Below are 14,090 nucleotides of genomic sequence, written 5' to 3' on the forward strand. Positions count from 1 at the left end.
AATGTGTCAACGCGGTTCTTATCCGCCCAGGTACGCCTTGCGGACTTGATCGTTGACCAGCAAATTGGCGCCCGTGTCTTGCAACACGACGCGGCCGTTTTCAAGCACATAACCGCGATCGGCCACGCCCAGCGCCTTGTTCGCGTTCTGCTCCACCAGGAATACCGTCACGCCCTGCTCGCGGATTTCGCGGATGATGTCGAAAATCTGCGCAATCACCAGCGGCGCGAGCCCCAGCGTGGGCTCGTCCAGCAGCAGCAGGCGCGGGCGCGTCATCAAGGCGCGGCCGATCGCCAGCATCTGCTGCTCGCCGCCCGACATCAGCCCCGCGCGCTGGGCCGAACGCTCTTTCAAACGCGGGAACAGGCCGTAGACGTGATCGATGCCCTCTTCGATTTCAGCGCGCTTGGAAAAAAAGCCGCCCATCATCAGGTTTTCAGCAACGGTCAGGTCCTTGAACACGCGTCGGCCTTCAGGCGAAATGGCGATGCCATTGCGCATGATGTGGTGCGTGTCCTTGTGGGTGATGTCCTCTCCTTCGAACGTGATCTTGCCTTCACGCGCGCGCGGGTTGCCGCAGACCGTCATCAACAGCGTCGTCTTGCCGGCACCGTTAGCGCCGATCAAGGTGACGATTTCGCCCTTGTTGACCTCTACCGACACGCCGTTCAACGCCTGGATGGCCCCGTAAAAGGTGTGTATGTTTTCCAGCTTAAGCATCATTCCTCCCCCAGGTACGCTTTGATGACGCGCTCGTCGTTGCGCACCTGCTCGGGGGTGCCGGTGGTGATCGGCTTGCCGTGTTCCATGACCAGGATACGGTCGGAAATGCCCATGATCAGGCTCATGTCGTGCTCGATCAGCAGCACCGCCACGCCGAACTCGCGGCGCAGCTGGTCGATCAGCGATTGCAGATCGCGCTTTTCCTGCGGGTTCAGGCCGGCTGCCGGTTCGTCCAGCATCAGCAAACGCGGCTTGGTGATCATGCAGCGCGCGATTTCCAGACGGCGCTGGTGGCCATAGGCCAGGTTGCCCGCTTCGCGGTTGGCGAATTCGCGCAAACCCATGAAATCCAGCCACTGCGCCGCGCGCGACAGCGCTTCGGCTTCCGACTGTCGATAGCCCTTGAGCTTCAACAAGCCCGGCAGCAGCCGCGATTCCACCTGCGTGTGCTGCGCCACCAGCAGGTTTTCCAGCACGGTCAGCTGCTTGAACAGGCGCACGTTCTGAAACGTGCGCACCAGGCCATGGCGCGCCACCTTGTGGCTGGGCAAACCGGTGATTGGCTTGCCGTCCATGATGATGTCGCCGGCCGTGGGCGCATAGAAGCCGCCCACGCAGTTGAACACGGTGGTCTTGCCGGCCCCGTTGGGGCCGATGATGGCGAAGACCTCGTCGGATTGGACTTCGAACCCCACGCTGTCCACGGCCAACAGGCCGCCGAACCGCATGGTGAGCCCGGATACTTTCAGCAATGCCTCGCTCATTTAGACAGCTCCACGTGGGGACGCTTCATGGGCAACAACCCCTGCGGACGCCACATCATCATCAACACCATCACCAAGCCGAACATCAGCATCCGGTACTCGGCGAACTCGCGCGCCAGCTCGGGCAGCACGGTCAGCAGGATGGCCGCCAGAATCACACCCACCTGCGAGCCCATGCCGCCCAGCACCACAATGGCCAGGATCAACGCGGATTCGATGAAGGTGAAGGATTCGGGGTTCACCATGCCCTGGCGAGCGGCGAAAAACGCCCCGCCAAAACCGGCGAACGTCGCGCCCAGCGTGAAGGCAGACAGCTTGATGCGCGTGGGGTTGAGCCCCAGCGAGCGGCACGCGATCTCGTCTTCGCGCAGCGCTTCCCAGGCGCGTCCGACCGGCATGCGGATCAAACGCGTGGAAACGAACAACGTAACCAGGGCCAGCAGCAACGCCATCATGTACAGATAGATGACCATGTGCTGGTTCTGGAACGTCAGGCCGAAAAAGTCGTGGAACGTGGTGCCGCCTTCGGTGCTGGCGCGACGCGTCATTTCCAGGCCGAACACCGTGGGCTTCGGAATGCCGGAAATGCCGTCCGGGCCGCCGGTCAGCGTGTTCAGGTTGATGAGCAGCAGGCGGATCATTTCACCGAAACCCAGCGTCACGATGGCCAGGTAATCGCCCCGCAACCGCAGCACCGGAAAGCCCAGCACGAAGCCGAACAAGGCCGCCATCGCGCCCGAGAACGGCAGCGCTTCCCAGAAGCTCCAGCCGCCCCAGTGATACAGCAAGGCGTAGGTGTACGCGCCCACGGCATAAAAGCCCACGAAGCCCAGATCCAGCAGCCCCGCAAAGCCCACCACGATGTTCAGGCCCAGGCCCAACATCACGTAGATCAGCACCAGGGTCGCGATGTCGACCGAGCTGCGTCCCGCGAAGAATGGCCAGATGACCGCGATGGCAAGCAGCAACAGCGCCAGCCCCTTGTGGCTCTTGGCGGGCGCCGACGGCAGTGTCGGCAGGCCCGTCTTGAGCTTCTGGAACGGAATGGCGATCCACGGGCGCAGCATCTGGAACACAAACACCACGGCCGCGGCAAGGGCCACCAGGCCCCAGTGCGATTCCATCGACGTGCGCGCACCCTGACGAATCAGTTGCAGGCCAAACACCGGAGTCACGATGACCGCCGTCAGCACGGCCGCCATCGTGGCGTTTTTAATATTGTTTTTGGACATCAGACTTTTTCCACCTCAGGTTTGCCCAACAGCCCGGTGGGACGGAACAACAGAATCAGGACCAGCAGCGAAAACGCCACGATGTCCTTGTACTGTGACGAGATATAGGCAGCCGCGAAGGTCTCGGCCAGGCCCAGCAGCACGCCGCCCAGCATCGCGCCGGGGATGCTGCCGATGCCGCCCAGCACGGCCGCCGTAAAGGCCTTGATGCCGGCCAGAAAGCCGATGAACGGGTTGAGCTTGCCGATGGTGATGGCGATCAGCACACCACCCACCGCCGCCAGGATCGCGCCCATCACGAACGTGAACGAGATCACGCGGTTGGTGTCGATGCCCAGCAGGTTGGCCATGTGCATGTCTTGCGAGCAGGCGCGCGAAGCGCGGCCCATGCGCGAATACTTGATGAACAGCGTCAGGCCGACCATCAGCACCACCGTCACGACGATGATCATGATGCGCGAATACGGCACCGTCACGTCGAAGTCGGATCCCATGTGGAACTGCACGGCGCCGGATACCAGCGAGGGCACGGCCATGTCGCGCGCGCCTTGGCCCAGGGCCACCCAGTTCTGCAGGAAGATCGACATCCCGATTGCCGAGATCAGCGCCACCAGGCGGGGGCTGCCTCGTACGGGGCGGTACGCCACGCGTTCGACCGAGAAGCCGTAGATGCCGGTCACGGTAATGGCCACAAGCAGCATGGCGGCAATGATGAACGGCACCGGCAGCCCGCTATTGGTGCCGATGGACGTCAAGGTGACCAGGCCGACATAGGCGCCGATCATATAGATTTCGCCGTGGGCGAAGTTGATCATACCGATGATGCCGTAGACCATTGTGTAGCCGATGGCGATCAACGCGTAGATCGCGCCCAGAGACAATCCGTTGAAGAATTGCTGGGTAAGTTGGGGTATGAGGTCAGACATTATTCTCTTGCTCCAAATGGTTCCGGCCCCGGTGAGAAGACCCGGAGCCGGAAACCTGGGCGTATTTCATAAGGGCCTGTGGTCACCGCTTGCCGGCCGCACAGCGCTTTTGGCGCATCGCTACGCGGATTACGGCACAACGAAGACGACAGGCCCTACACGCCGGCACCGTGCCGGCGGGATCGCGAGTTTACAGCTGGGTCTTCTTTCCGTCCTTGTCCCACTTGTAGACGGCGAATTCGAAGTTCTTCAAATCGCCCTTGGCGTCGTATTCGACCTTGCCGATGCCGGTATTGAACGTGGTCTTGTGCATGTAGTCCGCGACCTTGGCGGGATCTTCGCCCACGGCGTTGATGCTGTCGGCCAGGATCTGCACGGCGGCGTACGCGGGCATCTGGAAGGCGCCGTCCGGATCGCGCTTGGCGTCCTTGAAGGCCTTGACGATGCTTTCGTTGCCGGGCAGCTTGGTGAAGTCAGCCGGCAGCGTGACCAAGAGGCCCTCGATGGCCGGGCCGGCAATGGCCACCAGATCCTGGTTGGCGGTGCCTTCCGGACCCATGAACTGAACCTTCAGGCCCTGTTCCCGCGATTGGCGCAGCAGCAGGCCCAGTTCGGGGTGGTAGCCGCCGAAGTAGACCAGGTCCACCCCCGCCGACTTCAGTTTGGTGATGATGGCCGAGTAATCGCTGTCGCCAACGTTGATGCCTTCGAACATCGCCACGTTGACGTTCTGCTTGGCCAGCGCGTCCTTCACTTGCGTGGCCACGCCCGAGCCGTACGTCTGCTTGTCGTGCAGCACGGCAACCTTTTGCGGCTTCAGCGTCTTGGCGATGTACGCGGCGGCGTACGGGCCTTGCTGGTCGTCGCGGCCGATCGTGCGGAAGAAGAAATGCGGCTTGATGGTGTCGGTAACCAGCGGCGACGTGGCGCCCGGGGTGATGCCGACAATGCCCTCTTCCTCGTAGACCTTCACGGCGGCCACGGTCACGCCCGAGCAAGCGTGGGCCACGGCGAACTTGGCGCCGGAGTTGACCACGCGGTTGGCGGCCGGAACGGCCTGCTTGGGTTCGCAACCGTCGTCGATCAGGATGGGTTCAAGCTTCTTGCCCTTGACCCCGCCCTTGGCGTTGATGGTTTCAATGGCGGTCAGGGCGCCGGCCTGGATCTGGTCACCGTATTGGGTGTTGGGGCCGGTCATAGGCTGGGGAATGCCAATCTTGATCGTGTCGGCGGCGTGCGCGGCGCCAGCCAAGGCAAGTGCCCCAAGCGCCATGGCAACCGGGGTAAGGCGATTCAGAAACTTCATGCGGAGTTCTCCAGCGAGGTTTTGAGCGGCTCTGATCGAAACGGTTAGTCGGGTGGATACCCCGCAATCCGTATCGCGCGTCGCCGGCTTCTTGGGCAAAAACACGGTGTGGGCGGTATTCTGGAAGCAAGCCGCCATACTGTCACTGCGTGTAATCCCCAATATTTAGCGCCAAACGTTTAATCGTGACGGATCAGTTTTGCAAGCCCATGAAATCGCTGGGAAAATCGCGGAATTTACAGGCGGGATGGGGGCTGCTTCGCGCCACCGCTGCCACCCGCGGATATATGAATAATCATTAATACAGCGTTCGAATTACGGGCGGTCTCGCATTTAAATACACTGCTTACGCCGGACTTACGAATAATGATTATCCGGTTAATAAAAAAGCGCGTATGGCAAGCGGAGAAACCGCTGTCCATACGCGCTTTTTTTGGCACGGCGAACCGACGTTGCGGTCCGGACCCGTTACCTTCAGGCGTTGGCGGGCCTGGCCAGGTTCCACATCAGTGCACGGAACGGCGCCAACATGCTGATATTGACCACGAGCTTGATGGCCAGATCGCCCATCAGCCAGGTCGTCCAGGGCGCACCCGTGGCGGCGAACGCCACGCTGAAGAACACCACCGTATCCAGAATGGCGCCCAACACGCCCGACACCAGCGGCGCACGCCACCAGCGTTGGTCGCGCAGGCGGTCAAACACCTGGATGTCAACCAGCTGCGCGCAGATGTAAGCCAGGCCGGACGCCAGCGCAATGCGCGGCGACGCCACCCAGAACGACACCACCAATGCGGCCGCAAAGCCGAACCAGACCACGCGCCGCGCGGCGCCCGGGCCAAAACGGCGGTTCAGTACGTCGGTCACCAGGAAGGCGATGGGGTACGACAGCCCGCCCCACGTCAACCAATCGTTAAGCGGCACCTGCACCAGAATGTTGGAGCCCACCACCACCAGCAGCATGCACAACACGGCGATGCCGAATTGCGTGCGGCTCATGGCGGGAAAGCCCCGGCTTGCCTTGATCATTTCCCAAATTCCTCTGCCAGCTCGCCCGACCGGCGGGCCGCGGCGGCCATGGCGTCTTCAACGATGCCGGTAAACCCGGCCGCGCCGAATGCCGCCAGCGCCGCCGCCGTGGTACCGCCCTTGGACGTGACGCGCTCGCGCAGCACGGATAAGGGTTCGTCAGATTCCGCCGCGAGCTTGGTAGCGCCGGCCAGCGTGCCCAAGGCCAACTGCTTGGCTTGGGCTTCGGTCAGACCGACCTTCAACCCGCCGGACACCAGCGCTTCCAGGAACAGGAACACATAGGCCGGCCCGCTGCCCGACAACGCGGTCACGCCGTCCAGCGCGGCGTCGTCGGCCACCCACACCACATGCCCCACGCTGGACAGCAACTGCGCAGCCAGTTCGCGGTCGGCCTCACCCACGCCGTCCAGCGCGGCCAGGCCCGTCATGCCGGCGCCCACCAGCGCGGGCGTATTGGGCATGCAGCGCACCAGCCGCTTGAACGGCGCGTCGGGCGTGCCGAGCCAGCCGGCCAGGGTGTCGGCGCGAATGCCGGCGGCAACGCTTACCACCAAGGTGTCGTCCCGAAGCCACTGACGTGTGGAAGCCACAACATCTTTCATGTTCTGTGGCTTGACCGCGAACACCCAAACGCGGCACCGCGCCAGGGCCTCGTCGGGAGCCACCGAGGTGGTCATGCCGCGCGCCTGCCACGCTGCGTGGCTATCCTTATTAATGTCAATGACATGGATGTTCCCGGCGGGGCATACTTTGCCGGCCAGACCGGAGGCCAAAGCGGCCGCCATATTGCCGCCGCCAATGAACGCAATCGAAAGTTCGTTTTTCATAGCGCAGCATTGTAATCGGTCAACTACGTTGGGGAAAAAAAAGAAAATGTTCGTTCGCGCCTGAAACGCGCAATTTGACAGGCGTTTGGAGTGATGTGAAAGTCACGGTTTTGTCACAAACAATTCATAAGGTGTCGTGTTTTCCGTGTCCGGACTACCCGGTCACAACACGCCCATCAGGAGGAACTTCACCATGCGATCACACCGTATTGCTTTAACCTTCGCCGCCGTCATGGCTGCGTTCGCGGGCGCGTCCGCGCATGCCGCCACCGAGATCCAGTTCTGGCACTCGATGGAAGGCGCCCTGGGCGACCGCGTCAACGGTCTGGTTGACGAGTTCAACAAGAAGAACCCTGACTACCAGGTCAAGGCGATCTACAAGGGCAACTACGGCGAATCCATGAATGCCGGCATCGCCGCGTTCCGCGCCGGCAATGCGCCGGACATCCTCCAAGTGTTCGAAGTCGGCACCGCCACGATGATGTACGCCAAGGGCGCCATCAAGCCGGTCCAACAGATGTCGGAAGAAGTCGGCAACCCGATCGATCCGAAGGAATTCATCGGCGCCGTGGCCGGCTACTACTCGTCGGCCGACGGCAAGCTGGTGTCGATGCCCTTCAACAGCTCGACCGTTGTCTTCTACTACAACAAGGACGCCTTCAAGAAGGCCGGCCTGGACGCCGACAAGCCGCCCAAGACCTGGGAAGAGCTGGCCGCCGCCGGTCAGAAGCTCAAGGCCGCCGGCCAGGAATGTGGCTACACCACGTCGTGGCCGTCGTGGGTTCAGCTGGAAACGTTCTCGGCCTGGCATAACGTGCCGTACGCCACCAAGGACAACGGTTTCGGTGGCCTGGACGCCCGCATCGCGATCAACACCCCGCTGCACGTGCGCCATCTGGAAAACCTGGCCAAGCTGGGCAAGGAAGGCATCTTCATGTATGGCGGTCGCGGCGACGAGCCGAACTCGCTGTTCATCAGCGGCAAGTGCGCCATGATCACCGGTTCGTCGGGCCTGCGCGCCAACATCGCCAAGAACGCCAAGTTCGAATTCGGCACCTCCACCGTGCCCTACTACGCCGACGTGCAAGGCGCCCCGCAGAACACCATCATCGGCGGCGCTTCGCTGTGGGTCTTCGCCAACAAGAAGCCGGAAACCTACAAGGGCGTGACCGCGTTCTTCAAGTTCCTGGCCAGCCCGGAAATCGCCGCTCGCTGGCACCAGCAGACCGGCTACGTGCCGGTCACCAAGGCCGCCTACGAACTGACCAAGAAAGACGGTTTCTATGAAAAGAACCCGGGTACCGAAGTTGGCGTCAAGCAGCTGAACGTTGAAACCACCGCGCAATCGCGTGGTTTGCGCCTGGGCTTCCTGCCGCAGATCCGCGAAATCGAAGACGCTGAAATCGAACGCATCGTGTCCGGCAAGGTTGCGGCCAAGGACGGTGCCGAGAACATCGTCAAGCGCGGCAACGAGTTGCTGGAAAAGTTCGAGAAGAGTGTAAAGTAGCGCCCTTTCCGGGATTCCGTCAGTCGATTGCCTTCGCGCATTTCTCAAGCGTGACAATGACTTAACGGCCAATCCGGATACGAGCGCAAGGCTTAAAGCCCTGGTTTTTTTAGGGCTTTAAGCCTATCGTATTTTTATGAAAGCGGTTTCAAGCGGCGGTTAATCCAACCGCCGCTTTTCTGTACCTTGGGTACCCCCTATGGAAAAACGCGTTGTATTCGGGCATAAGACCCTGCCCTATCTGCTGCTTCTGCCGCAGCTGATCATTACCGTGGTCTTCTTTTTCCTGCCCGCCGGACAAGCCATGTGGCAGTCCATGCGGTTGGAAGACGCCTTCGGTTTGTCGTCCGAGTTCGTCGGCCTCGACAACTTCATGGAACTGTTCTCGCAACAGGCCTACCTTGATTCCTTCCGTGTCACCGCCGTGTTCTCGGTGCTGGTGGCCGTTGTCGGTCTGGGCGTGTCCTTGCTGCTGGCCGTCATGGCCGACCGCGTGATCCGCGGCGCGGGGCTCTACAAGACCCTTCTGATCTGGCCTTACGCCGTGGCGCCCGCCGTGGTCGGCGTGCTGTGGCTGTTCATGTTTTCGCCTTCCGTGGGCATTCTGGCTGTCGCGCTGCGCAAGTCCGGCGTGGACTGGAACCCGCGCCTGGACGGCAACCAGGCCATGATGCTGGTGCTTGTCGCCGCCGTCTGGAAGCAGATCTCGTACAACTTCCTGTTCTTCCTGGCAGGCCTGCAATCGATTCCGCGCTCGCTCATCGAAGCCGCCGCGATCGACGGCGCCAGCCCGGCGCGCCGCTTCTGGAGCATCGTGTTCCCGCTGCTGTCGCCCACCACGTTCTTCCTGCTGGTGGTCAACATCATCTATGCCTTCTTCGACACCTTCGCCGTTGTGGACACCACGACGCAGGGCGGTCCCGGCACGTCGACCTCGATCCTGGTCTACAAGGTGTACAGCGACGGTTTCCGTGGCCTGGACCTGGGTTCGTCCGCTGCCCAGTCGGTCATCTTGATGTTCATTGTGGTTGCCTTGACGGTCGTACAGTTCCGCTACGTCGATCGCAAAGTGCAGTATTGATTTTGTTCGAGGCTAATAACAATGGTTGAACGCCGTCCCTGGCTGGATATTCTGGCCCACTTCATTCTGCTCTGCGGCGTGGCGATGGTGGCATTTCCGCTTTACATCACTTTCGTCGCGTCCACGCAGACTGCTCAGGAAGTGGCGCAAGCGCCGATGTCGCTGATTCCCGGCCCGCACTTTGTCGATAACTACATGCAGGCGCTGTTCGGCGGCTCGTCCGGCGGTTCGTCGGGTGCGCCCGTCGGCCGCATGATGTACGTCAGCCTGATCATGGCGTTGTCGATTTCCATCGGCAAGATCGCGATCTCGCTGCTGTCGGCTTTCGCGGTCGTGTACTTCCGCTTCCCCGGCCGCATGTTCTTTTTCTGGATGATCTTCGTCACGCTGATGCTGCCCGTCGAAGTCCGGATCGCGCCCACCTACAAAGTGGTGGCAGACCTGGGGCTGCTCAATAGCTACGCCGGTCTGACGTTGCCGCTGATCGCCTCGGCCACCGCCACTTTCCTGTTCCGCCAGTTCTTCCTGACGGTGCCGGACGAGCTCATCGAAGCCGCGCGCATCGACGGCGCGGGCCCCGTGCGGTTCTTCTTCGACGTCCTGCTGCCGCTGTCCAAGACCAGCATCGCCGCCCTCTTCGTGATCCAGTTCATCTACGGCTGGAACCAATACCTGTGGCCGCTGCTCATCACCACGCAGGAAGACATGTACCCCGTCGTCATCGGCATCAAGCGGATGATCAGCGGCGGCGACAGCGTGACCGAATGGAACATCACCATGGCCACCGCCATGCTGGCCATGATTCCGCCGGCGCTCGTCGTCATCCTGATGCAGAAATGGTTCGTTAAGGGTCTGGTCGACACTGAAAAGTGACGCTTGCCCGCCCTCGCCTACCCGAACACGACTCCGAACACGAATAAACATGGCTACTCTCAGCTTCCGTAACGTCAAGAAAACCTATGCCGGTAATGTGCCGGTCATCCATGGCATCGACATGGATGTCAAAGACGGCGAATTCATCGTCATCGTCGGCCCGTCCGGCTGCGGCAAATCCACGCTGATGCGCATGGTGGCCGGCCTGGAAACCGTGACCAGCGGCGACATCGTCATCGACGACAAGGTCGTCAACAACCTGGAACCCGCCGAACGCGACATCGCGATGGTGTTCCAGAACTACGCGCTCTACCCGCACATGACCGTGTTTGAAAACATGGCCTATGGCTTGAAGATCCGCAAGTTCTCCAAGGACGAGATCAAGAAGCGCGTTGACATCGCCGCGCAGATTCTTGAACTGGGCCACCTGCTGGACCGCCGCCCGCGCGCGCTGTCCGGCGGCCAGCGCCAACGCGTGGCCATGGGCCGCGCCATCGTGCGTGAGCCCAAGGTCTTCCTGTTTGACGAACCGTTGTCGAACCTGGATGCCAAGCTGCGCGTGGCGATGCGCCTTGAAATCATGAAGCTGCACCGCCGCCTGGGCACGACCAGCCTGTACGTGACGCACGATCAGGTCGAAGCCATGACCTTGGCGCACCGCATGATCGTCATGTACCAAGGCGTGCCCGAGCAGATCGGCACGCCGATGGAAGTGTTCGAAAAGCCCGCCTCGACGTTCGTGGCCGGCTTCATCGGCTCGCCCCCGATGAACTTGATGGAAGTACAGGTGGCAGGCGACGGTACCGTGCAGACGGCCGACGGCACGCCGCTGGAAATCTCGCCGCTGCAAGTGCCCTCGCAAGTGCGCGGCCGCAAGATCATCATGGGCATGCGTCCGGAGCACATGCTGCTGAACACGCAAGGCGTGCCGGCCGAAGTTGAAATGGTCGAGACGCTGGGTTCGGAACAGCTGGTGCACTGCCGCTGCGGCAAGACCACGCTGGTCGTGCGCTGCACGACGCGCCAATTGTCGGAGTCGTCCGCCAAGGTGGGCAACCGCGTCAACGTCGGCCCGGACGGCCGCCACCCGCTGCACTGGTTCGAAGCCGACACCGGTCGCCGCGTACAGGGGCTGTAAGCCTATCGGCGGGCGCGCCCCCGGCCGGCCATTCGGCCGCCGCGTTCCCCCGCCTGCCCAGCAATAAAAAAACGGACCGCACACCTTATGGCTTGCGGTCCGTTTTCTTATGCAGCGGCGGGCTTGCGCCCGCCGGCGCATGACTTCCCGGTATTACTTGCCGGGCATTACTTATAGACGGTCTTGGAACCGTCCTTGTGCCAGGTGAAGACCTCGAACTGGAAGTTCGTCAGGTCGCCCTGCTTGTTCCACGACACCTTGCCGATCGGCGTGTCGAAGGAATTGGCGTGCAGGTACTTGGCAACCTTGGTCGGGTCGTCGCTACCGGCGCCCTTGATGCCGTCGGCAATGACCTGGGTGGCCGTGTAAGCCGTCATCTGGAACGCGCCACCCGCGTTGCGCTTCTTGGCTTCAAACGCCTTGACGATGTCTGCGTTGGCGGCGTTCTGGGTGAAGTCGGCCGGCAGGGTCAGCAACATGCCTTCGACGGCATCGCCGGCAATGGCGTTGATGTCCGGGTTGCCCGCGCCTTCCGGCCCCATCCACTTGGCCTTCACGCCTTGCTCGGCGGCCTGGCGCAGCAACAGCCCCATTTCGGGGTGGTAGCCGCCGTAGTAGACGAAGTCCACGCCTTGGGCCTTGAGCTTGGTGATGACAGCCGAGTAGTCGCTGTCGCCGGCATTGACGCCTTCGAAAATCGCGACGGGCACGCCGCCCTTTTCCAGGTCGTTCTTGACGGCGGTGGCGATGCCCTGGCCATACGACTGCTTGTCGTGCAGCACGGCGGCCTTCTTCGGTTTGATCTTTTCCAGCACGAACTTGGCGGCGGCGGGACCTTGCTGGTCATCGCGGCCGATGGTGCGGAAGATGAACTCGTAGTTCTTGCCGTCAGTGACCGCGGGCGCCGTGGCCGACGGCGTCACCATGACCACGCCTTCGTTGTTATAGATATCAGCGGCAGCGATGGTCGCGCCCGAGCACACGTGGCCCACCACGAAACCGATCTTGCTGTTCACGACGCGGTTCGCGGCAACCGGGCCTTGCTTGGGCTCGCAGCCGTCGTCGATCACCACGGCTTCCAGCTTCTTGCCGTTGACGCCGCCTGCGGCGTTGATGCGTTCAATGGCGGTATCCACCCCTTCGCGGACCATGTCGCCATATTGCGTAACGGCGCCCGTGGTGGGGCCGACCACGCCGATCTTGATGGTTTGCGCGTGCGCTCCCGCGGCAAACGTCAGGCCAGCGGCGACTCCCAGCGCCGCGATGACCGGGGTCAGACGAAATACTGGCTTCATGAGTGGACTCCTTTAATCGCTTTAATCATTGGTTTTCGTAGCGGGCGGACGCCGGATACCAATAAGTTCACGCCCCGCCACGGTGCTTTTGCACGGCAAGCATACACCGAAAAAATGCGGCTTTTATGCCCATCCGGCCCGACTTCCGGCGGGGTCCGGGCGCGGTGGTGCCGCATCGTGCAAAGCCTTCTTCGATACGCGGCGCCGGCTTCAGCCCGGGCTACGTTTGATAGGAAGGGCTGCCTTCCGGTAGGGCGACGTCGGACAGGCAGGCCGCATTCCGGGCTGGCCTGGCCTTATACCCGGTGCGGTATATGCAAAAGACGATTTATTCGTTTGAGTTACAAGCGCCGCGCGGCAAGATGGCCGCCATGAGACTCCAACCGATCATCGTCCCCGGATGGAAAAACTCCGGACCCGAGCACTGGCAATCCCGCTGGGCAGCCACGCTGCCCCACGCCGTGCGCATCGAACAACGCGACTGGGAAAACCCGTTGCCCGCCGAATGGGTGTCCACGCTGGCCGCCGAAGTCGACCGCGCGCGCAGCCCCGTCCTGCTGGTCGCGCACAGCCTGGGCTGCCTGATCAGCGCCTCCCTGCCCATCCCCCTGCGCGCCAAAGTCGCCGGCGCGCTGCTGGTCGCCCCGGCCGACGTCGAACGCCCCGACGCCCCCGCCTGCCTGCGCGCCTTCGCACCTATCCCCCGCCAACCCCTGCCCTTTCAAAGCGTGGTTGTGGCCAGCGACGACGACCCGTACTGCCGATTGGAACGCGCGCGCAAGTTTGCCGAGGATTGGGGCAGCCGGGTCGTGGTGCTTTCGGGTGCGGGGCATATCAACGCGGAAAGCGGGCTGGAGGAATGGCCGCAGGGGTTGAAGATTTTTGGGGCGCTGAGACGCCGGGCGTCCTGGAGGATCCCGACGCCGGCGAAGAGAATCCCGCCGGTGCCGGCGTGTGGGATATTTTGATTTATGCCGTTACGTTTATTTACGTCGAGCCAAGCGGCTCCTTTCGGCATCCGTTACACTGCCGCAGCCTTTCAAGCATTTGACCGAAGATCGGCAATTGTGCAGTCACTATTGCAAATTATGCGATTAATGACAAAACTGCTCGGACGTTTGTACAAGCCTGAATCGTTTTGATTAATCTTGCCCAAGGCTAGTTACATGTGCTTGATATGCTAGCGCCCGTTAAGCGTCGGGTCAGCCAAATGGAAGCGAATTGGCGGATTGCGCTTTAGGGGGGCTGCGGTGTATCAAACCCGCGCCACGGTCGGGCGTTGCGCGGGCATACAGTAAAATCATTTCGTTCCAATCCAAATGTTTCTGCGGCCGAACCGCAACTATGCCCCGCCCTTGCCAAAGCGAGCGGTCGAGAAGGCATTGG

The 14,090-nt window shown here is 61.8% G+C and carries 13 protein-coding genes; 5 read left to right on the forward strand and 8 right to left on the reverse strand.

What is annotated here, in order from left to right; translation table 11 throughout:
• Positions 1 to 18 precede the first annotated feature (18 nt).
• From YH64_RS08605 to proC, 7 genes are all read right to left on the reverse strand, one after another.
• Positions 19 to 720 (reverse strand): ABC transporter ATP-binding protein, encoded by a 702-nt coding sequence (locus YH64_RS08605; protein WP_046806297.1) that lies wholly within the window; start codon positions 718 to 720, stop codon positions 19 to 21.
• A complete protein-coding gene (livG, locus tag YH64_RS08610) occupies positions 720 to 1,487 on the reverse strand; it encodes a high-affinity branched-chain amino acid ABC transporter ATP-binding protein LivG (protein WP_046806298.1) in 768 nt (255 codons plus the stop codon). Before livG ends, YH64_RS08605 begins: the two co-directional genes overlap by 1 nt.
• Complete coding sequence (locus tag YH64_RS08615; RefSeq protein ID WP_046806299.1) at positions 1,484 to 2,719, reverse strand: high-affinity branched-chain amino acid ABC transporter permease LivM; 1,236 nt, start codon at positions 2,717 to 2,719, stop codon at positions 1,484 to 1,486. The genes livG and YH64_RS08615 overlap by 4 nt, the downstream gene beginning before the upstream one ends.
• Positions 2,719 to 3,645, reverse strand: coding sequence for a high-affinity branched-chain amino acid ABC transporter permease LivH (gene livH / locus YH64_RS08620; protein ID WP_006222168.1), 927 nt, complete (start codon positions 3,643 to 3,645; stop codon positions 2,719 to 2,721). The genes YH64_RS08615 and livH overlap by 1 nt, the downstream gene beginning before the upstream one ends.
• Before the next feature lie 190 nt (positions 3,646 to 3,835).
• Entirely contained in the window at positions 3,836 to 4,951 is a 1,116-nt protein-coding gene (locus YH64_RS08625) for a high-affinity branched-chain amino acid ABC transporter substrate-binding protein (RefSeq protein ID WP_046806300.1), read from the reverse strand.
• A gap of 474 nt (positions 4,952 to 5,425) precedes the next feature.
• Positions 5,426 to 5,980 carry a queuosine precursor transporter gene (locus YH64_RS08630; RefSeq protein ID WP_046806301.1) on the reverse strand — a complete coding sequence of 185 codons (555 nt, stop codon included), beginning with the start codon at positions 5,978 to 5,980 and terminating at the stop codon, positions 5,426 to 5,428.
• Positions 5,977 to 6,810, reverse strand: a complete 834-nt coding sequence (gene proC / locus YH64_RS08635; protein WP_046806302.1) for a pyrroline-5-carboxylate reductase — start codon at positions 6,808 to 6,810, stop codon at positions 5,977 to 5,979. The genes YH64_RS08630 and proC overlap by 4 nt, the downstream gene beginning before the upstream one ends.
• A 193-nt stretch (positions 6,811 to 7,003) precedes the next feature.
• On the opposite strand from proC, the gene ugpB reads away from it, so the two are divergent.
• From ugpB to YH64_RS08655, 4 genes are all read left to right on the forward strand, one after another.
• Positions 7,004 to 8,317, forward strand: a complete 1,314-nt coding sequence (gene ugpB, locus YH64_RS08640; RefSeq protein WP_046806303.1) for a sn-glycerol-3-phosphate ABC transporter substrate-binding protein UgpB — start codon at positions 7,004 to 7,006, stop codon at positions 8,315 to 8,317.
• Between the two features lie 199 nt (positions 8,318 to 8,516).
• Positions 8,517 to 9,398: a sn-glycerol-3-phosphate ABC transporter permease UgpA gene (gene ugpA / locus YH64_RS08645; RefSeq protein ID WP_046806304.1), complete on the forward strand. Its 882-nt coding sequence runs from the start codon at positions 8,517 to 8,519 to the stop codon at positions 9,396 to 9,398.
• A gap of 21 nt (positions 9,399 to 9,419) precedes the next feature.
• Positions 9,420 to 10,271 carry a sn-glycerol-3-phosphate ABC transporter permease UgpE gene (gene ugpE, locus YH64_RS08650; RefSeq protein ID WP_046806305.1) on the forward strand — a complete coding sequence of 284 codons (852 nt, stop codon included), beginning with the start codon at positions 9,420 to 9,422 and terminating at the stop codon, positions 10,269 to 10,271.
• 49 nt (positions 10,272 to 10,320) lie between these two features.
• Entirely contained in the window at positions 10,321 to 11,409 is a 1,089-nt protein-coding gene (locus YH64_RS08655) for a sn-glycerol-3-phosphate import ATP-binding protein UgpC (protein ID WP_046806306.1), read from the forward strand.
• Between the two features lie 167 nt (positions 11,410 to 11,576).
• Here YH64_RS08655 and YH64_RS08660 read toward each other — a convergent pair whose 3' ends face one another.
• Positions 11,577 to 12,704 (reverse strand): branched-chain amino acid ABC transporter substrate-binding protein, encoded by a 1,128-nt coding sequence (locus tag YH64_RS08660; protein WP_046806307.1) that lies wholly within the window; start codon positions 12,702 to 12,704, stop codon positions 11,577 to 11,579.
• A 371-nt stretch (positions 12,705 to 13,075) separates the two neighbouring features.
• Between YH64_RS08660 and YH64_RS08665 the strand changes: the two genes are divergently transcribed.
• Entirely contained in the window at positions 13,076 to 13,672 is a 597-nt protein-coding gene (locus tag YH64_RS08665) for an alpha/beta hydrolase (protein ID WP_046806325.1), read from the forward strand.
• Positions 13,673 to 14,090 lie beyond the last annotated feature (418 nt).

This window comes from Achromobacter sp. LC458 (genome assembly GCF_001005835.2).
In the GTDB taxonomy this organism is placed as follows: Bacteria; Pseudomonadota; Gammaproteobacteria; order Burkholderiales; family Burkholderiaceae_B; genus Achromobacter; species Achromobacter spanius_B.

Coding starts and splice junctions, on each gene's coding strand:
- YH64_RS08605 (WP_046806297.1), bottom strand. CDS start 720: ATGCTTAAGCTGGAAAACATACACACCTTTTACGGGGCCATCCAGGCG.
- livG (WP_046806298.1), bottom strand. CDS start 1,487: ATGAGCGAGGCATTGCTGAAAGTATCCGGGCTCACCATGCGGTTCGGC.
- YH64_RS08615 (WP_046806299.1), bottom strand. CDS start 2,719: ATGTCCAAAAACAATATTAAAAACGCCACGATGGCGGCCGTGCTGACG.
- livH (WP_006222168.1), bottom strand. CDS start 3,645: ATGTCTGACCTCATACCCCAACTTACCCAGCAATTCTTCAACGGATTG.
- YH64_RS08625 (WP_046806300.1), bottom strand. CDS start 4,951: ATGAAGTTTCTGAATCGCCTTACCCCGGTTGCCATGGCGCTTGGGGCA.
- YH64_RS08630 (WP_046806301.1), bottom strand. CDS start 5,980: ATGATCAAGGCAAGCCGGGGCTTTCCCGCCATGAGCCGCACGCAATTC.
- proC (WP_046806302.1), bottom strand. CDS start 6,810: ATGAAAAACGAACTTTCGATTGCGTTCATTGGCGGCGGCAATATGGCG.
- ugpB (WP_046806303.1), top strand. CDS start 7,004: ATGCGATCACACCGTATTGCTTTAACCTTCGCCGCCGTCATGGCTGCG.
- ugpA (WP_046806304.1), top strand. CDS start 8,517: ATGGAAAAACGCGTTGTATTCGGGCATAAGACCCTGCCCTATCTGCTG.
- ugpE (WP_046806305.1), top strand. CDS start 9,420: ATGGTTGAACGCCGTCCCTGGCTGGATATTCTGGCCCACTTCATTCTG.
- YH64_RS08655 (WP_046806306.1), top strand. CDS start 10,321: ATGGCTACTCTCAGCTTCCGTAACGTCAAGAAAACCTATGCCGGTAAT.
- YH64_RS08660 (WP_046806307.1), bottom strand. CDS start 12,704: ATGAAGCCAGTATTTCGTCTGACCCCGGTCATCGCGGCGCTGGGAGTC.
- YH64_RS08665 (WP_046806325.1), top strand. CDS start 13,076: ATGAGACTCCAACCGATCATCGTCCCCGGATGGAAAAACTCCGGACCC.